This is a genomic window from Caballeronia sp. HLA56 (assembly GCF_054655155.1).
The window spans coordinates 2,320,910-2,339,981 of sequence record NZ_BAAHOB010000005.1 but is presented as its reverse complement, the minus strand read 5'-3'; the positions used below and the strand labels follow the sequence as shown (position 1 = coordinate 2,339,981).

The following is a 19,072-nucleotide window of genomic DNA, read 5'->3' as shown; positions in this document are numbered from 1 at the left end:
TTCAGTAAGACGCTCTTGGCAAGCCGGGTTCTGTGTTTTTTGTAACACAGCGCGTGTGTTAGCCGATTTATTGCTTAGGAGCGTTTGCTGGCGGGGCTCCGACGGCTATGACGCCCCGGAAAAACCCTTAGACGATGTCGGGTTCGGCAAGGCGCGTGCGTCGCGAAGGGATCAGCACGTGCTCGACGCTGGCGTCGAGATGCAGAAGCGATGCCGCAAGCTGACGCTGGGATTCGCCGTCGGCGGTCGAGCAGAAGCGCGGCATGGATTCCACCGCAGCCGATGAGTTTTTCAGCGCGTTCGTTTCCAGCAGACGGTCGAGCTGGCGCGCGATGGCGACGCTGGTATCGACGAGTTGCAGCCGTTCGCCGGCGATCTCGCGAATGGCGCGGTCGAGAAACGGATAGTGCGTGCAGCCGAGCACCAGAGTATCCGCGCCGGCTTCGAGCATGGGCGCGAGGTAGCCTTCGAGCAGCGCCATGAGTTCCGGCGACGACGTATCGCAGCGTTCGACGGCCTGCACGAGACCGTGTCCCGGCTGGCAGATGAAGCGGCAATCGCCCGCATAACGTTCGAGCAGCAACTGGAAGCGCGCGCTGCGCAAGGTCACCGCGGTTGCCAACACGCCGACGACGCGCGTCTTGGAAACAGCGGCGGCGGGCTTCACGCCCGGTTCGACGCCCACGAGCGGAATGGAAAGCCGCTCGCGCACGAGCGCGATGGATTGCGCGGTTGCCGTATTGCATGCGACGACGAGCGCTTTGGCGCCTTGCGCGACGAGCCATTCGCCGATAGCCATGGTGCGGTCGACGATGAAATCGTCATCGCGCTCGCCGTAGGGCGCGTACAGCGAGTCCGCGACATAGACGAGCCGCTCGTGCGGAAGCAACGCCCGCACCGCACGCAGCACCGACAAGCCGCCGAGACCGGAATCGAAAATGCCGACCGGCGCGCTCGCGTTTGTCGGAGCACGCGCGTTCGGCATGATTGTGGGTACGACAACTACTGACATTGCGGACAGATCTTTACTCGCCTTCGCCCATCATAGTCTGCTGGTAGTTCTGGATGCCAACCTTGTCGATCAGATCCAGTTGCGTTTCCAGCCAGTCGATGTGTTCCTCGGTGTCGTTCAGGATCTTGTCGAAGATATCGCGCGAGACGAAATCGCGCACCGATTCGCAATAGGCAATCGCCTCCTTGCACGTGGACTGCGAAATCTGTTCGAGCTTCAGGTCGCACTCGAGGATTTCCTTGGTCTCTTCGCCGATAAGTAGCTTGTGCAGGTCTTGCAGGTTCGGCAGACCGTCGAGCATGAACACGCGCTGGATGAGCCAGTCGGCGTGTTTCATTTCGCCGATCGATTCGTCGTACTCATGCTTGCCGAGCTTTTCCAGGCCCCAGTGCTTGTACATCCGCGCGTGCAGGAAGTATTGATTGATCGCGGTCAGTTCATTCTTCAACTGCGCGTTCAGATATTCGATGACTTTAGCGTCGCCTTTCATGATTGTTCCTTTTCATAGCGTGGGGCATCCCGCAAAGATAAACGTTCTTAACGGCTCTGCCAAGGATGAGTGAATCTTTTTTGATTGCGATAAAACTGAGAATGGAAATCCTTCTCGATACCGCTTCTCCAAAACAAAAGAGCCGGACGCGCGGTCCGGCTCTTCATTGGCCGCGATCCGCGCGGCCTCGATCGATCAGACCGTCGCGACGGGAATCTTGCCGATCTTCGCCTGCCATTCGGCGGGACCCGTCTTGTGTACCGACGTGCCTTGCGAATCGACGGCGACCGTCACCGGCATGTCCCGCACGTCGAATTCGTAGATGGCTTCCATGCCGAGGTCTTCGAACGCCAGCACCTTCGCTTCGCGGATGGCTTTGGAGACGAGATATGCCGCGCCGCCCACGGCCATCAGATACGCCGCGTTGTGCTTCTTGATGGCCTCGATGGCGACAGGCCCGCGTTCGGCCTTGCCAATCATCGAGATGAGGCCGGTTTGCGCGAGCATCATCTCCGTGAACTTGTCCATGCGCGTGGCCGTGGTCGGGCCGGCGGGACCGACGGCTTCGTCGCGCACCGGGTCGACCGGGCCGACGTAATAGATCACGCGGTTGGTGAAATCGACCGGAAGTTTTTCGCCCTTGGCGAGCATGTCGGCAATGCGCTTGTGCGCCGCGTCGCGGCCCGTGAGCATCTTGCCCGACAAGAGCAACGTCTGACCCGGCTTCCAGGAAGCCACTTCTTCCGGCGTCAGTGTGTTCAGATCGACGCGCTTGCTGGTTTCCGTATTCGGCGCCCAGGTCACGTCCGGCCACGCGTCGAGCGGCGGCGCTTCGAGCTTCGCCGCGCCCGAGCCGTCGAGCGTGAAGTGAGCGTGACGCGTGGCCGCGCAGTTCGGAATGATCGCGATGGGCTTGGACGCCGCGTGCGTCGGCGCCGCCATGATCTTCACGTCGAGCACGGTGGCAAGCCCGCCCAAACCTTGCGCGCCGATACCAAGCGCATTCACCTTCTCGTGCAGTTCCACGCGCAGTTCTTCGATCCAGTCCCGCGGTCCGCGCGCGATGACGTCCTGAATGTCGATGGGGTCCATGAGCGATTCCTTGGCCATCAGCATCGCCTTTTCCGCCGTGCCGCCGATGCCGATACCGAGCATGCCTGGCGGACACCAGCCCGCGCCCATCGTCGGCACGGTCTTGATGATCCAGTCGACGATGGAATCCGACGGGTTCAGCATCGCGAACTTAGACTTGTTTTCCGAGCCGCCGCCCTTGGCCGCGACCTGCACGTCGACCTTGTCGCCCGGCACGATCTCGTAGTGGATCACGGCGGGCGTGTTGTCCTTCGTGTTCTTGCGCGCGCCTTCGGGCGGGCTCACGATGGACGCGCGCAGCACGTTGTCCGGGTTCAGGTAACCGCGGCGCACGCCTTCGTTGATCATGTCGGTGACGCTCATCGTCGCGCCGTCCCAACGCACGTCCATGCCAACCTTGACGAACACGGTCACGATGCCCGTGTCCTGGCAGATCGGACGCTTGCCTTCCGCGCACATGCGGCTATTGGTCAGGATCTGCGCGATGGCGTCCTTCGCGGCCGGGCTTTCCTCCAGCTCGTAGGCGCGGCCGAGCGCCTGAATGTAGTCGAGCGGATGGTAATAGCTGATGTATTGCAGCGAGTCGGCAATACTCTGGATCAGGTCTTCCTGCTTGATGACGGTCATGGCTTGGGCTTTTCGGGGACGAATATATTTGTGCGTTCTGATGACGCCTGAGGCTCAGTCGAGCGCGCTTCGGGGCGCGACTTCGCTGTGAAAATGTGCGGGATGCGTATGCGTGGTCAGCTTGTCGACGTACGCCATGATGAGCGCCGAGAACAGGAAGGCCATGTGGATGATCACCTGCCACAGCACCGTATGAAACGTATGCTGGTCCGGGTTGATGAAGGTTTTGAGAAGATGGATCGACGAGATGCTGATGAGCGCCATCGAGAGCTTGACCTTCAGCACGCCCGCGTTGACGTGGTCGAGCCATTCGGGCTCGTCGGGATGACCTTCCACGCCCAGACGCGACACGAAGGTTTCGTAGCCGCCGACGATCACCATGATCAGCAGGTTCGAGATCATCACCACGTCGATGAGGCCGAGCACGACCAGCATGATGTTGGTTTCATCGAGCGTCATTGCGTGCGTGACGAGATGCCAGACTTCCTTCAGAAACAGCACGACGTACACGCCTTGCGCGACGATCAAGCCCAGATACAGCGGCACCTGCAGCCAGCGGCTCATGAAGATGATTTTCGGCAGCGCCTTCATCGAGCCGGGTTGGACGCGCGAGTCGGGTGTGTGCTTGGAAGCGGGCATGGGCGGCTTGTCGGTCGGCTGTCGGACGAGGAAAGGGAAGAAGCAACGAACAGGAAACGCGCGCGGGTCGTGGACCCGCGCTCAGGAAGCCCGCCATTGTAGCAAGTTGTATGTGACGATCCGCCCGGCTTTCAAAATGCGCGCGTGTCGGCGCGACTACTCGGCAACCGATACCGCCGCGCGCGTCTTCATGCTCGCGAGCCCGATGCCCGCGACCACACAGGCGAGTGCGATGCCATGCGCGAAACTCGGCCGCTCCCCGAGAAACGCGATGCCGTAGATCGCGGCGGCAATCGGCAGCACGGCGCAGAACACGCCGGCGAGACTGCCGTCGACATGGCGGATGCCTTTCATCCACAGCCAGAACGAGAAGATGCTCGCCGAGAGTCCATACCAGAGTACGAGCGCCCAGGTGAGCGGTTCGACGCCGCGCCAGTCGAACGCAACAAACGAAGCCGCGCCGAACGGCAGCATCAGCACGAAGCCTATGCCATGCGTATAAGCGCAGATGTCGATGGCCGGCAGCGTTTGCGTCAGACGCCGCGACAGGATCACATAGAGCGACTCGCAGCACACCGCGCCGAGCACCATCAGATTGCCCGTGAGCGAGCCCGCGCTGCCGTCGGCGTAGGCATCGCCACTTTGCGCGACGTTGATGACGAGCACGCCCGCAATCGCAAGCGCGATCGATGCGAACGCGCGTCCGCTCGGCTTCTCCTTGAGAAAGAGCCACGAGAAGAGCGCGACGACAGCCGGAATCGTGCTCGTGATGACGCCCGCCGCGACCGCGCTCGTGCGTGCGACGCCATTCAACATCAGAAGCGTGAAGCCGAATGTGCCGAAGAATGCCTGCAGAAAGAGGTTGATCCATTCGCCGCGCGCGACCTGCCTCATCTTGGGGAGCCGGAAGAGCGGCCAAAGGACCAAGAGGGCGATCACGAAGCGCAGAAGCGCGAAGAGCGGAACGGGAACGGACGCGACGATGGACTTGCCGATACCGACGTTGCTTCCGACGAGCAGCATGGCTGCGATGAGTAAAAAGGCGTAGCGATTCAAGCTGGAATCCGCACTGCGAGTTCAGTTACGATTGTGGGGACGCATTGTAATCGAAGCCGCCGCGACTCCGCGTATACCCCGTGCCTCTTGACCGGCGCGCGTAAGAAGCGGGTAAGTTGAACGGCATATCTTGGAGTACATGCGGGATGGCAGCGCTTTACGAGCGACGCCGTTTCTGCAAAGGAGACAAGGTTCGGCCGGGAACGAAGCACGCTTTCCGGCTTTCGAACTTCATAACATGCGGCACGCGATAGCAACGAAGCGCGCCGCCGGCTTTTGGAATCACCATCAGAGAGGTTGTCGATGTCTGCGATCGAATCGGTTCTTCAGGAAAAACGCGTGTTCCCGCCGTCTGCGAAAGCATCGGCGGGCGCGGCCATCTCCGGCATGGAGGCTTACAAGGCGCTCGTCGCCGAAGCCGAACGCGATTACGAAGGTTTCTGGGCGCGGCTCGCGCGCGAAACGCTGTCATGGCACAAGCCCTTTGCCCGCGTGCTCGACGAATCCAAGGCGCCGTTCTACAAGTGGTTCGAAGACGGCGAGTTGAACGCTTCGTATAACTGTCTGGATCGCCATGTCGAAGCGGGCCGCGGCGGCGACAACGCCATCATCTTCGAAGCCGACGACGGCACGGTCACCAACGTCACGTATCAGGACTTGCTCGACCGCGTATGCCGTCTGGCCAATGCACTCAAAAAGCGCGGCGTGAAGAAGGGCGATCGCGTGGTGATCTATCTGCCGATGTCGGTGGAAGGCGTGGTCGCCATGCAGGCTTGCGTGCGGATCGGCGCGACGCATTCGGTCGTGTTCGGCGGCTTCTCGTCGAAGTCGCTCAACGAACGTCTCGTCGATGTCGGCGCGGTCGCGCTCATCACCGCCGACGAGCAGATGCGCGGCGGCAAGGCGTTGCCGCTCAAGAGCATCGCCGATGAAGCGCTCGCGGCCGGCGGCTGCGAGGCGGTGAAGAACGTCATCGTGTATCGCCGCACGGGCGGCAAGGTGCAATGGACCGAAGGACGCGACTCCTGGCTGCACGACGTAGTCGAGAATGAACCGGCGACGTGCGAGCCGGAATGGGTGAGCGCGGAGCATCCGCTCTTCATTCTGTACACGTCGGGTTCCACGGGCAAGCCGAAGGGCGTCCAGCACAGCACGGCTGGCGTGTTGCTGTGGGCCGCGCAGACCATGAAGTGGACCTTCGACATGAAGCCGGGCGATGTCTTCTGGTGTACGGCGGACATCGGCTGGATCACGGGACATAGTTACATTGCGTACGGGCCGCTCGCCATTGGAGCGACGCAAGTCATGTTCGAAGGCGTGCCCACGTATCCGCACGCGGGCCGTTTCTGGGAGATGATCGCGCGCCACAAGGTCACGATCTTCTACACGGCGCCGACTGCGATCCGCTCGCTCATCAAGGTCTCGGAAGCGGATCAGAAGGTCCATCCGAAGAGTTTCGATTTGTCGAGCCTGCGCATTCTCGGCACCGTCGGCGAGCCGATCAATCCCGAAGCGTGGATGTGGTATCACGAGAACGTGGGCGGCGGGCAGTGTCCTATCGTCGACACCTGGTGGCAGACCGAAACCGGCGGCCACATGATCACGCCGCTGCCGGGCGCGACGCCGCTCGTGCCGGGGTCGTGCACGTTGCCGTTGCCGGGCATCATGGCCGCTATCGTCGATGAAACCGGCCAGGACGTGCCAAACGGACAAGGCGGCATTCTGGTGGTCAAGCGTCCGTGGCCGTCCATGCTGCGCAACGTCTGGGGCGACCCGGACCGCTACAAGTCGAGCTACTTTCCCGAGGAACTCGGCGGCAAGCTGTATCTCGCGGGCGATGGCGCCGTGCGCGACAAGGACACCGGTTATTTCACGATCATGGGCCGTATCGACGACGTGCTGAACGTCTCCGGTCATAGGCTCGGGACGATGGAGATCGAATCGGCGCTGGTTGCGAACCCGATGGTCGCGGAGGCGGCAGTCGTCGGCCGTCCGGACGACACGACCGGTGAAGCCGTCGTGGCGTTCGTCGTGCTCAAGCGCGATCGTCCTGAGGGCGATGAAGCGAAGCAGATTGCGAACGAGCTTCGCAATTGGGTTGGCAAGGAGATCGGACCGATTGCCAAGCCGAAGGACATTCGCTTCGGTGAGAATTTGCCGAAGACGCGTTCGGGCAAGATCATGCGGCGTCTGCTGCGTTCGCTCGCGAAGGGCGAGCAGATCACGCAGGATGTTTCGACGCTCGAGAATCCGGCTATTCTGGATCAGCTCGGCGAGGCGCGTTGAGGGACGGTTTGCGATGTGTCGCGCACGTCAAGGCGCGCGCCGCATCGCGTTTAGCCGCATGCCGTGATTGCGGTTCAGCTCGATCGACGAGGGCAGGTACGTGAGCCTCTCCGTCTCCGTGCCATTCCATTCGGTCGTCTCGGCAGCGGACTTGTCCAGCCAGGGCAAACGCAGTTAGATTCGAACTCGATCCGCGTCCGCCCATCCCATCCCGCTGTAGTCCCCGATTGCCGATACCATGCGGTTTTGGTAAATAACCGCATGGTCATGCCGCCGCCCGCCGATTCCGCGCCACCCACGCTTCCCGCTCCGCCGCTCGTGCCGGCGGCAATGGCGCGCGCGCATCGGGCGTATTGGCGCTTCAATATCGCGTTGATCGGCGTGCTGCTCACGATCGGTTTCGTCGTCTCGTTCGGCGGGCCGCTTTTCGCGCAGCGTCTCGCGCACGTGCGCGTCGCGGGCTTTCCGCTGCCGTTCTACTTCGGGGCGCAAGGCGCGATACTCGTCTATGTCGCGTTGATCCTCGTCTATATCGTGCTGATGCAGATTGCCGATGCGCGTCTGTTGCGCGCGGCCGCGTTATCGGCGAGACAAGACGCAATGGACGCGGCCGCGCGATGAAGCTCACGAACCGGCTGATCCTCGCCTACGCGCTCTATACGCTCGGTTTTTTGCTCTTTATCTTTCTGATGGAGCGCGTCGAGCGCACGACCGGGCCGGGCATGTGGATAGGCTACGTGTTCCTGTTCGTGCCGATCGCGGTGTATGCGGTCATCGGACTGCTTTCGCGCACGTCCGATCTCGTCGAATACTATGTCGCGGGCCGGCGCGTGCCGTCGGCGTTCAATGGCATGGCGACCGCGGCGGACTGGCTGTCGGCGGCGTCGTTCATCGGACTCGCGGGATCGATCTATGCAAGCGGCTACGACGGCCTCGCCTACGTGATGGGCTGGACCGGCGGCTACTGCCTCGTCGCGTTCCTGCTCGCGCCGTACGTGCGCAAACTCGCGCGCTACACCATTCCCGACTTCCTCGGCACGCGCTTTTCCAGCAACCTCGTGCGCGCGCTCGCGGCCATCGCGGCGATACTCTGCTCGTTCGTCTATCTCGTCGCGCAAATTCAGGGCATCGGATTGATCGCGTCGCGCTTTATCGGCATCGAGTTTTCCATCGGCATCTTTTGCGGGCTCGCGGGCATTCTCGTGTGCTCCTTTCTCGGCGGCATGCGCGCGGTGACGTGGACGCAGGTCGCGCAGTACATCATTCTGATCAGCGCGATGCTGATTCCCGTGTCGATGATCGCGCATCGCGAAGGCCTCGGCTGGCTGCCGCAACTCAACTATGGCCGCGTGATGGAGCGAGTCGAAGCACTCGAGCGTGAAGTCGCGGCGTCACCCGACGAAGCGCGCGTGCGGATGGATTATCGGCGTCAGGCGGCGCGAATGCAGCAGCGTATCGACGCGCTGCCGAAGTCGTTCTTCGACGAACACGGCCGTCTCGTCAACGAAGTCGCGGACCTGCGCCGGCATAACGGACCGCTGCGCGAAATCAACGAGCGCGAGCGCGAACTGGCTTCGTTCCCCCGCGATCCCGCAGATGCGAAAGTCAAGTGGGCGCGCGAACGCGATGCTCTGACCGAGCGCGTCGCGGCTCCGGTTTCGATGGTCGAAGCCTTCGCGCCGGACTCCGCGAGCGATGAGACGCCGCGCTCGCATCAACTCAACTTCTTGTCGCTGCTGCTGTGCCTGTCGATCGGCACGGCCAGTCTGCCGCACATCCTCACGCGCTATAACACGACCACATCGGTGGCATCGGCGCGGCGCTCAGTTGGCTGGACCTTGTTCTTCGTGGCGCTGTTCTATCTGACCGTGCCGGTGCTCGCGGTGCTCATCAAGCACGAGATTCTGACGGGCATTGTCGGCCACCGGTTCGCGGACCTGCCGCAGTGGGTCACGCAATGGCGGCGCGTGGAGCCGTATCTCATCCATATCAGCGATGTGAATGGCGATGGCATCGTGCGTTGGGCGGGAATCCAGATGCAGCCCGACATGGTCGTGCTTGCCGCGCCGGAGATCGCGGGCTTGCCGTACGTGATATCGGGATTGATCGCGGCGGGCGCGCTGGCGGCCGCGCTCTCGACGGCGGATGGCTTGCTGCTGACCATCGCGAATGCGCTTTCGCACGATGTCTATTACTGCATGGTCGATAAGAACGCGACCAGTCAGCGGCGCGTCACCATTTCCAAGATCTTGTTGCTGGGCGTGGCGTTGCTGGCATCGTGGGTGGCGTCGCTCAATACGGGAAATATTCTCTTTCTGGTGGGAGCCGCGTTTTCGCTGGCGGCATCAAGTTTGTTTCCAGCGCTGGTGCTCGGTGTGTTCTGGAAGCGCACCACGCAGCGCGGCGTGGTCGCCGGGATGATTGCTGGGCTTGTCGTGTGTGTGTATTACATCGTGTCGACGTATCCGTTCTTCGTGCAACTGACCGGCTTCGCTGGGCATCGCTGGCTTGGCATCGAGCCGATCAGTTCTGGCGTCTTCGGTGTGCCGGCCGGTTTTGCGGTGGCGATCGTCGTGAGTCTTCTCGACCGGAAGCCGGATGCTTACACGCGCGCGCTCGTCGATTACATTCGACATCCGTAGGGGGTGGCGGGGCGGCGGGAAGTTGGTATAATCGCGGTCTTCCGGAGAGATGGATGAGCGGTTTAAGTCGCACGCCTGGAAAGCGTGTATAGGGTAAAACCTATCGGGGGTTCGAATCCCCCTCTCTCCGCCAGAATAACGTTAAAAATCAAGTGCTTAGTTTCACGCCAGTGCGATTTATTCAGCTATTTTCGGCATGTTTCGTCTCCGAATCGCACGCTAATCGCAGCGCCTCCGCAGCGAATTTCTCTACCGCCTTACCGCCTGCATTAGGGTCCGCGCTCGGCATCCAACGAGCATAGATACGCACTGTCGTGTTCTGGTTTGCGTGGCCCATTTGCCTAGCTACCCACATGGGGTGTTCACCCGCAGAGAGCATCATAGATGCGTACGTGTGTCGCGTTTGATACGGCTTGCGATAACGTACCTGCGCCTTGCGCAATGCTCTCGTCCAAACTATCCGAACCGGTGAATCTCCGGTCCAACGGGCGAGGTTACGCGGGTCTTGGAATACCTCTTTATTCGCTAGGTACGTATGTTCCTTCTGCGCCTCCAACGCGGCCCGGGCAGGTGGCAGGAGCTTAACCTCGCGGCGGCTTGTCTTGGTCTTTGTGTCCTCCGCTTCCTCGGCGGTTTGAGTCAGCGCGCGCCTTACCACGACAACGCCTTTAACCCAATCCACGTCTGACCAGTCCAGAGCCACAAGCTCCGAAGTTCGCAAACCAGACCAGAAAGCAAACCGGGCCATGTTCGCGGCTTGAGCGGGTAGGGCGGCAATAACCGCCCGCTGCTCCTCGGCGTCAAATGGGTCTATGTCGTCGTGCTCTTTGGGCGGCTCTTTCTTGCGGTACGTCCAACCGTAGAGAGGATTGGTGGCAATAAGGCCGTCTTGTACCGCGTCGTCCAGTGCCTTGCGTGCAACGCTTTGAATGTTAGAGAGGCGCTTGTTCGTGCAGTCCATCTTATCGAGCCAATCCCGAAACGCTGTACGCGAGAGGTCGGCTAGGGTGCTCTTGCCGAAACGTGGGATAAGGAGGTACTCGATAATCTTGCGGTAGCCGTCTACGGTGCTGGACTTAAGGAATTTCTTCTGCCTATCCAGCCAAGCCTCCAAGTAATCGGCCACGGCCTTGACCTCGCCCTTGTACTCGGCAAACATCGAGGCCCGGGCCGAGTCCGGGAACGCCTTGGCATAATTGAAAATGCCGCGTTCGATGTTGAGGAGAATCTCGGCCCGGATTCGCTCGGCCTGCTTGAGGCCTGCCGTAGTTGGTTTGATCTGCAAGCGCTCTCGGCAGACTACGCCCTTGTAGGTAAAGGAGATTTGTACACTGCTGTCTGAAACCTTCCTAACTCCCCGCCCGTCTCTACCCATTTTTCATATCCTTTAACGTCTATCAGTTGTCGTCCGCCCGCTCGAACTACTACCTCGCCCGGCAACCAAAAACCTTTGCTTATCTTGCTGCGTATCGCATGCTCCGAAAATCCCGACATTTCCGCGAATTTGGAGATAGTGACGTAGCGCAGTCCGAATTACTCACCCGAACGCACCGACAGGTGCATAGATTCATTCATGTTTTCTCCTTTGTGGTTCCTTGGCAGGGAATGCTAGGTCGTAGACCTTCAAAAATTCAAGAAAATACTGCCCAATGTAATGCCTTGCGTGATTTGCTGCCCATATACGCTTTCTGAGTTCGTGCCTAGGCTCAATCTCACTCCAGAGCCGGTCTAAAACACCGTGTACTAACTCATGTGTGTATTTGAATGTAGTATCTTTCTCAGGGTCGTAAGATCTATCTTTCCTCCGACGGTCTTTGTAGTAGGCCTCCGTTAATGGCTGAAAAATAGTTGATATCGCGTTGTGTCTAGCCAATCCAGTTTGCGTCTCTAACTCTAATTTGATCTTCTCTTCCTCAGATAAGCCTGGATCGGCCAATAAGTCATCTACGGCTTTTCTTAACTTCCTGGTGTCAAAAAGAAGGTTTAAGTTGATATCAGGCGTGCTCATAAGACCTCCACTGGAAAATATCCAGTCTAGGACATAAGAAGCGGGTGCTATCAAGCTGTCAGTTAATGGTTATTTACGTTGACAGAAAACGTCTCCAATCCATAAAGATAAATACCCTATAAACCATAGGCGATGAGCAACGTCGCGCCAAAGAACGCCACCGCTTGGGCCCACGGAACCCAGGCGGACCGATTAGCTAGCCGCTCGGTCTCATCCTTAAGTCTGAGGATTTGTGCTCGTACAGCCTTCACTTGCTCTGATAGTTGGTTTGGGTCGGCCAAAATGATCCTCCGTAACAAAAGACTGTGTTCTATCTTTAGATGAAGTCTTGCCTTGCAGGTGAACACGCTGCGATCACAGACAGATCGTTCAGATCAAATGGATAAGCTAGCTAGCAGCGATACCGCACGTTGGGTCTATTTCTCAGGAGAAACCGCATGGTATCCGGACAGATTTTTAGCATTGGGGCGTTGGTCGCGGGGACGCCGCTCGATCTGACGTTGGATTATCGATACGACGAAACGGCTTATGATGTAAGCATGACATTCGGCCTTGTTCTACGAAGCCCAGCCTTGCAGCGTGCTCTGGAGGTAGGAGCATCTACCGACTTCGGAAACGATACGGTCCAACTTAACGCATTTGGTTTGCATGATCCGCTAACAGCGTGTCTTGTAGCATGTGCCAGTGCCGCCGTGGTAAAGCCGTTGATCGATTGCTACCGTTCGCGCATTACGCCGCAGGAGTATATCGACTGCCTACGTAAGCACGGACACGCGGCCGTAGGGGACGTCATCGACTGTGCAATTAAGTGTTTCGGTTCGAACCCGTAAGAATCGGGTTTGAAGAGCGCTATTCTGGTAGCGGGAGTAGTTTACGCTAGCCAGTCTGGCTCCTGTCCGCCACGCCTACGAGGTCCTTAATCTCCGCAAAGTTAGCGGCGGCCATAATGCGCTATTGTTGAACGCTCTTGCTCTTGGCGGGGGACGTAACTTCGCCCTTACCGTTCTTGCGCTCCCCGTACTTGCCCGGAATGTAGATGCTGTCCCAAAGGGCCTTATTAGCGAGGTCCCACACGAACGCCTTAAGCTCTGTGATAGCGGGGTCAACGGCTACCGTCTTGGTCTCGCTCGTCTTCGTCTTGGTACGTCACGCCGCGCACGTTATAGCCATTTGGTCCCTTAAGGTTTGCAAACGTAGCCTTGCCGTCCGCGCTCTTTTTGTGGGATACCTCGACGCGGAATAGCTTGCCGAGCATTTGCACCAAGTGGGTAGCACCGCCGCCGTGCGCTGCGTTCATGGCCGCAAACAACTTATAGAAGTTGGCTTTCTCGTTAGGGCTCTTGGTTTCCTTGACCGTAATGCGGTGCGGAATCTTAGTTCCGTCCTCCGCTACGCGCGGCGGGTGGTTCGGGCCGCTCAACTCAAAAACCAGGTCTACCTTTTCGCGCGGTACTGTCTCTCCGAGCAGGTTTATTAGTGCATGCTTGCCAAGCATATAGAAAACAGCTAGACAGGCGTAAGCGATGCCCGTATTGGGCGGGGTGTGTTGCATTCGACGCGCGCAAAGCGCGTATCCGGGCCGATAGCGGCGGCCTCCTCGATCGATGCTGAACGGGTGATTCGAGGGTCTTGTCCCGCATCCTAGATGATCCTAGAGAATTTACATATAACCTGAATTCAACAGAGTGGGTTGCCCACATTATAAGCCGGATGCTCTATCATTTACGGTATCGAAATGCATATGCTCTCAGATGACAAACACCGCAATTGATGAATCATCGCCCTTCGAGAGGGATTTGCTTGGTCGAAAAGCTGCGGCCGAGTTCCTAACTAACTTTCTGGTAGGGCGGCATCGCGTCGCCGGTAGCGTTCCCGGCAATGAGAGCTTTGTCTTGAATGTTAATGCCGAGTGGGGCCTTGGTAAGACGTACTTCCTTATGGAGTGGGCCAAGATGCTTCGCAAGCACGGCCATCCCGTAGTCTACTTCGACGCTTGGGAGAATGACTTTTCAAGCGATCCGTTTGTCGGCTTCATGGCCGAGATTGAAGGTCAGCTGACTGCTGGAATGACGTTAAAGCAAAATGTGCGTGCGAAAGCACGCAATGTGATAAAGAAGGGAGCCCGCGTAATAAAGGCATCGGCACCTTCGATTGGTTTCGCAATCGTTAAAAATTTTACCGGGATCGACGCGGACAAACTAATTGAGGCTGCAAAGAAATCATCTCCCGACGTCACAGCGGCAATTAAGCGTGACCTAGAAAAAGAAAACAAGGACGTGCGTTCTGCGATTACAAATTTCAAGTCTGCGCTGGCGGATTTTGCGCTCTCCGCGAGAGACGAAAACAATGCATCTCTGCCAGTTTTTCTAATGGTCGATGAATTAGATCGTTGCCGGCCTTCGTTTGCAATAGAGCTACTCGAAAATATAAAACATATCTTTAGAGTGCCGAACGTCTACACGATCATTGCCACTGACTCGACGCAGTTAGCTCATTCTATCAGCGCGATTTACGGTCAGAAATTTGATTCGAAGAAATATCTTCGACGATTTTTTGACCATGAATCGCGGCTCGATAGTCCATCGTACGACGATCTAGCTGCTGCTATATTCCAGCAGCGCAATATGCTAAACGACGAACGTCTTGTCAACGTTTTTGTTCATTCCAATTCGCGCGAGTCGAGCCCTCGTGTGTTGTCTCTGCTTGCGCAAGCTCTCCGGCTGACGACTAGAGACTTTCAACGATCTATCGACATCGTAGATTCAATACGAGTCACTCGGAAACAGGACCTTAATCTCTTTTTGCTCGCGCTGCTAACCATGCTATATGTTGGCCATTCGGATGCGTTCGACCGGTACCTCCAAGACCCGGGGCCCGCTGCCGTCCAACAGTATTTGAAAGAAAGAGGCGATATGCGTATCACGGTGCAGGAAACCGTTGCTGCCTCAAATTCCCAGTTGGTAAGGCAAGCGGCAATTATAGATTGGTCGTTGCGTTATTTGCGCGGAATTTGGACCGACGATATTTATAACTTTTCGGATGACTGGATGGGAGTCCAGTATGCAATACAAAATATTAACAGCAAAACAGAGTTAGCCGACCTTCGCAAGTACCAAGACTTAGTTTCTGGTATGGGGCATTTCAGTATGTGAAGAAAGAAGTGACAATCGAAGTGTGATCGCAACCGCAAAGTAAAGGGGACGTTATGGATTTTGAACCGTTTATTGCGGGGGTAAGAGCCACAGGATTTCCGTTTGAAAATTTTGTTGCTGAAAAACTTCGTGAGCACAAGTGGCAAATCATTTCTAATCGATATTATGTGGATGACGATGAAAATAAGCCGCGCGAAATTGATATACTTGCTTACAAAGCGTCCACTTTACCTGATTTTGATTTGAGAACGGCGGTTATTATTAGTTGTAAGAAAAGTGAGGCCGCGCATTGGGCGTTCCTCACGCGCGCCGCAAACCACAATGATCCAAATTCTAATTGGCAGCCGTTCCACTACTACACGGATCACAAGCCGCTTGCATATCAGTTGTCTCGCGACACATGGGAAGAAATGTATCATAGTAGTGTGCGGAAACTTGGAGTTAAAGAGACAATGACGGTGCCTGATCACGAAGTATTTGCGATGCAAGAGCTTTTGACGGAACCGAAAAAATTAGGTGTAAGTCGCGGTGACGCAAGCATTTTCGCTTCGGTACAATCAACGATCAAAGCTTTGCTATATGAGAAATCGGCGCGTGGCAATAAACGCCGTAACAAGCCGAGAGTGTACCAGTTCAACTCTGTATGCCTAACAGACGGCAAGTTTATAAAACTTCATTTTGATGGTGAAGAGATTAAAGGCGATGAGATTGATTCAATGTCGCATATCGCACGGTATATCGCAAAGCGCGAAGACGTGTCTGCTAGAGTATGCTTTTCAACGAAGGATAATCTAAAGGAGCTCTTGGACGATTTAGATCGCCTTCATCGGGCCAATGTCAATGTGATGAGGGAAACCAACGCCGCACCTTACGATGGCGTACTTGAAGACTACGCTCGACGAGTGGTGTTAATTGACGATTTCCGAAATAAGTTACACTTAGCTGCGGTTAGGGTGCAAGGCAATCTTGGGTCCAGCTACTATAAGGCATTGAGAAAGGCCAACATATGGTCGCGCAATGATTCCAATACCTTCACTATTGGAGTACCAACGGACGACGAGCCACTTGATTTAGAAAAGCTCAACCAAAAGCCTTACTTGGATGCAGCGAAGACGGCAATCAAGGATGTTTATAGGTCTGAAGTTGAATGCGTCTTTGACGAGGATTTTCCATTTTGATTGTTTTGACTAAATCAACCGAGGATTATTTAAAAGCTAACGCGCCCATACCATGCATGGCTCTCGGCTTGAGTACCTCAAAAACTCTGGCCGACTCCTCGATAATCTCCTGCTTAGTGGGGTTGCCTAACATCTGCAAGTCGCTAGCCAAGGTCTGAGAATTAATCATAATGCGCCGCCGCTCTAGAATTTTGGCTAGGCGTTTTTTAAGCCGGGACTTATCTGTGCTCCGCGTTTCCGGGTAAGTATGATTAATCCATAGCTCTAATGCTGTGTTAAGATCAACTACCAAGCCACCCCTTCGGTTACGCATCTTGAGCATATAGGCAATAAATGCGCGCTCTTTAGGAGCACACTGCTTAATCCGGCCGATTGTGTCTATCATCCGGTCTGATATGGATTTGGATAAGGGAATGCGGATACCGTCCTTACGAGCAGACTGCTTCGTTATTAGCTCTCCTGTAGTTGTATCAAGCCAAGTATCAGGCTCCAGGTATGTAACGGTGGAGCGTTCGGCTTGCTTGTTAATAATCCAACCCGCACGCTTAAGCCTAGGCCTAGGAACCACCTTATATCTACCAGACCAAGGAATGTATCTAGAATCCTCCAACTTAATGTATTTAGGACGGTTATTGGCTAGCTTACCAAGATACTGATAAGGATGATCTACGCTAGCAGGTTGCTCCTTGAAAGTAGCATGATGCTTATCTATCTCCTCTTGAGTAAATCTGTATTCCGTAAATAGGTGAGGATATTTAAACCTATCCGGGTCAATTGCATTAGCCGCAGCATCCGCAATTACTTGGTCCAAGTTGAGTGTCATAGGGTACCCGTGGAGTCCTCCGTGAGGATCGCTTTCTATATATTAGGCAGAATGCTGGAGAGCCTTGTCCCATATGGGTTTGGGCTTTTTAGAATTGCTGTTTTACAGCAGATTTTCAGCAAATTTGCTCGGCCAATTCGATGCTCGGCCTCTCCAATATTTGGCCCGTTTAGGCCTACCTTGGAGGTCTATGTAGTCCATTGATATGGATGCACGTTTAACCCTTATTGTTAAGCTCACTATGTCATTGGCCTTAATCCTAACGGACTCGTACCAAGTCCAGAAGTCGTTAGGTAGCTCCTCGTACCATAGTGGGTCTATCCTTGGTTGGTCCATGTAACTCCTACAATCTGTAATTATTAATGTAGAAAATAAAAATAAGAATTAAAAGCACGAGAAGGGTTATAGACTGCCTATGGATTTGCCCCCGTAGTTCCGGACACCATCTCACACCAAGGTTGATGAATCGGCTTTACGTCGGAACTCGCGCGGCGAGCGGTATTTCAGCGCGCTATGCGGGTGTTTGTCGTTGTAGTGTTCGAATGCGACGGCCAAATTGCGCACGGCGGTCGCCGCGTCCGGCTTCGGCATGAACGCAACGTAATCGCGCTTCATCGTCTTGACGAAGCTTTCTGCCATGCCATTGCTCTGCGGGCTGCATACGGGCGTGGTCAACGGCTTGAGACCAATATCTGAAGCGAACGCGCGGGTCTTTTCGGCAATGTAACCCGAACCGTTGTCGCTGAGCCATTCGATTTGCGCGGGCGTTTTGCGAACGTTCCCGAAACGATGTTCGACAGCCGCCAGCATGACATCGCGCACAACGTCGCCGCTATGACCGCCTGTCGTCGCTGCCCAGCTGATCGCTTCGCGGTCACAGCAATCGAGTGCGAACGTCACGCGCAGCGGCGCGCCGTTGTCGCAACGAAACTCGAAGCCGTCAGAGCACCATCGCTGATTGCTTCTGGGCACCGCCACCGTACCTTCATGCCGACGCTCGATGCTCGGCCTCGCAGGCCTCCTGTGAAGCAACAAATCGTGCTGGCGCATCACGCGATAAACACGTTTCGCATTCACTGGAGCCTCACACCGCAATTCCCGCTCGCTTCGCAGCAGGCCCCAGACGCGTCGATAGCCGTAGCTGGGCAAGTCAGCAACGAGCAAACGGATTTCGTCGACAATGCCAGCATCATCCGTTTTGCGTGCGCGCCGGCCATCCTGCCAGTCAGCAGTCCGGGCGAGCTTTACCGACACATTTGAGCGCGCTACACCGAGAACGTCACAGACCTGCTTCACTGGCCGTCCCCCGGTAATGAGGGTGAGCGCGCAATCCATTTTCGCGACTTCATCACCTCCACGGCTTCCCGGAGAATCTCGTTCTCCATGGTCTTCTTGCCCAGCAGGCGCTGGAGCTCCTTGATCTGCTTCAGTGCGTCGCTCAACTCGGACGCCGGCACAACTTCTTCTCCAGCGCTCACTGCCGACAGGCTGCCGTCCTGATGCAGCTTGCGCCACTGAAACGGCTGATTCGGATTGATGCCGTGCAGCCGAGCCACCATCGAAACTGTCTTGCCCGGCTCGAACGTCTCCCGAACCATCGCCAGCTTCTCATCAGCCGACCAGCGCCGTCGGCGCTCAGGTCCCGTCAACACTTCCATCACTTCGTTCTTGTTGTGAGTCATATACACAGTCTTATGCCTACCCGCTATTGTAAGTGGGAGACTGTGTCCGGTCTTTCAGGGGGCTGTTCCAGCCTATATTTTGAGCATTACCATTAACTGTTGTGACTATACCAATGATTATCGCTAACTCGGCTATTGACAAGCCGATAATCATAGAAAAGGCGGGGGTATGCGTAAATATTAGGCAATTTCCGCGTGACACCGATCGGCCAGTTGCAAAACAACGCTAAGTCCAAATAAAAGCAGCAAGAAAGGACCTTAGCTCTTGCTTCCGGCTTCTTGCGGGCCAAAGCGGCTATTATTCTTATCTCCATTTCAGCCGCCGCGCCATGAACCTTCTAACCCTGCTTCGTGAGCATTGGCTTGCGCTTTACCTCTCGGTTGG

The 19,072-nt window shown here is 56.5% G+C and carries 15 protein-coding genes and 1 tRNA gene; 6 read left to right on the top strand and 10 right to left on the bottom strand.

What is annotated here, in order from left to right:
- Positions 1-127: 127 nt before the first annotated feature.
- The 5 genes from murI to ACYQ47_RS30500 form a co-directional block, all read right to left on the bottom strand.
- Positions 128-1,012: a glutamate racemase gene (murI, locus tag ACYQ47_RS30520; protein ID WP_459908474.1), complete on the bottom strand. Its 885-nt coding sequence runs from the start codon at positions 1,010-1,012 to the stop codon at positions 128-130.
- 13 nt (positions 1,013-1,025) lie between these two features.
- Complete coding sequence (gene bfr / locus ACYQ47_RS30515) at positions 1,026-1,502, bottom strand: bacterioferritin (protein ID WP_244827626.1); 477 nt, start codon at positions 1,500-1,502, stop codon at positions 1,026-1,028.
- A gap of 195 nt (positions 1,503-1,697) precedes the next feature.
- Entirely contained in the window at positions 1,698-3,221 is a 1,524-nt protein-coding gene (locus ACYQ47_RS30510) for a fumarate hydratase (protein ID WP_244827627.1), read from the bottom strand.
- Positions 3,222-3,275: 54 nt separating this feature from the next.
- The gene (locus ACYQ47_RS30505; RefSeq protein WP_404989359.1) at positions 3,276-3,812 is read right to left on the bottom strand and encodes a TIGR00645 family protein; all 537 of its coding nucleotides are present in this window, start codon (positions 3,810-3,812) and stop codon (positions 3,276-3,278) included.
- 204 nt (positions 3,813-4,016) lie between these two features.
- Positions 4,017-4,916: a DMT family transporter gene (locus ACYQ47_RS30500; protein WP_459908471.1), complete on the bottom strand. Its 900-nt coding sequence runs from the start codon at positions 4,914-4,916 to the stop codon at positions 4,017-4,019.
- Positions 4,917-5,219: 303 nt separating this feature from the next.
- On the opposite strand from ACYQ47_RS30500, the gene acs reads away from it, so the two are divergent.
- The 4 genes from acs (at position 5,220) to ACYQ47_RS30480 (ending at position 9,977) form a co-directional block, all read left to right on the top strand.
- Positions 5,220-7,202 (top strand): acetate--CoA ligase, encoded by a 1,983-nt coding sequence (gene acs, locus ACYQ47_RS30495; protein ID WP_250464367.1) that lies wholly within the window; start codon positions 5,220-5,222, stop codon positions 7,200-7,202.
- Between the two features lie 267 nt (positions 7,203-7,469).
- Positions 7,470-7,823 (top strand): DUF4212 domain-containing protein, encoded by a 354-nt coding sequence (locus tag ACYQ47_RS30490; RefSeq protein WP_459908469.1) that lies wholly within the window; start codon positions 7,470-7,472, stop codon positions 7,821-7,823.
- Positions 7,820-9,844, top strand: coding sequence for a sodium:solute symporter family protein (locus tag ACYQ47_RS30485; protein ID WP_459908467.1), 2,025 nt, complete (start codon positions 7,820-7,822; stop codon positions 9,842-9,844). The genes ACYQ47_RS30490 and ACYQ47_RS30485 overlap by 4 nt, the downstream gene beginning before the upstream one ends.
- Positions 9,845-9,887: 43 nt before the next feature.
- Positions 9,888-9,977, top strand: a tRNA-Ser gene (locus tag ACYQ47_RS30480).
- 48 nt (positions 9,978-10,025) lie between these two features.
- On the opposite strand, the gene ACYQ47_RS30475 is transcribed toward ACYQ47_RS30480, so the two are convergent.
- From ACYQ47_RS30475 to ACYQ47_RS30465, 3 genes are all read right to left on the bottom strand, one after another.
- Positions 10,026-11,219: an Arm DNA-binding domain-containing protein gene (locus ACYQ47_RS30475; protein WP_459908465.1), complete on the bottom strand. Its 1,194-nt coding sequence runs from the start codon at positions 11,217-11,219 to the stop codon at positions 10,026-10,028.
- A gap of 192 nt (positions 11,220-11,411) precedes the next feature.
- On the bottom strand, positions 11,412-11,852 hold the full coding sequence (locus ACYQ47_RS30470; RefSeq protein ID WP_459908463.1) for a hypothetical protein: 441 nt from the start codon (positions 11,850-11,852) through the stop codon (positions 11,412-11,414).
- Between the two features lie 1,102 nt (positions 11,853-12,954).
- Positions 12,955-13,404, bottom strand: a complete 450-nt coding sequence (locus ACYQ47_RS30465) for a hypothetical protein (RefSeq protein WP_459908461.1) — start codon at positions 13,402-13,404, stop codon at positions 12,955-12,957.
- Between the two features lie 199 nt (positions 13,405-13,603).
- Between ACYQ47_RS30465 and ACYQ47_RS30460 the strand changes: the two genes are divergently transcribed.
- Positions 13,604-15,004: a KAP family P-loop NTPase fold protein gene (locus ACYQ47_RS30460; RefSeq protein WP_459908459.1), complete on the top strand. Its 1,401-nt coding sequence runs from the start codon at positions 13,604-13,606 to the stop codon at positions 15,002-15,004.
- 53 nt (positions 15,005-15,057) lie between these two features.
- Positions 15,058-16,182 carry a hypothetical protein gene (locus tag ACYQ47_RS30455; RefSeq protein ID WP_459908457.1) on the top strand — a complete coding sequence of 375 codons (1,125 nt, stop codon included), beginning with the start codon at positions 15,058-15,060 and terminating at the stop codon, positions 16,180-16,182.
- Positions 16,183-16,207: 25 nt separating this feature from the next.
- Here the strand turns inward: ACYQ47_RS30455 and ACYQ47_RS30450 are convergent, their stop codons facing one another.
- Together ACYQ47_RS30450 and ACYQ47_RS30445 are read right to left on the bottom strand one after the other, a co-directional pair.
- A complete protein-coding gene (locus ACYQ47_RS30450) occupies positions 16,208-17,005 on the bottom strand; it encodes a hypothetical protein (RefSeq protein WP_459908455.1) in 798 nt (265 codons plus the stop codon).
- A gap of 447 nt (positions 17,006-17,452) precedes the next feature.
- A protein-coding gene (locus ACYQ47_RS30445) for an IS3 family transposase (protein ID WP_459909390.1) occupies positions 17,453-18,663 on the bottom strand; the annotation gives its coding sequence in 2 pieces (ribosomal slippage) (positions 17,453-18,345 and positions 18,345-18,663; 1,212 coding nt in all).
- Positions 18,664-19,072 lie beyond the last annotated feature (409 nt).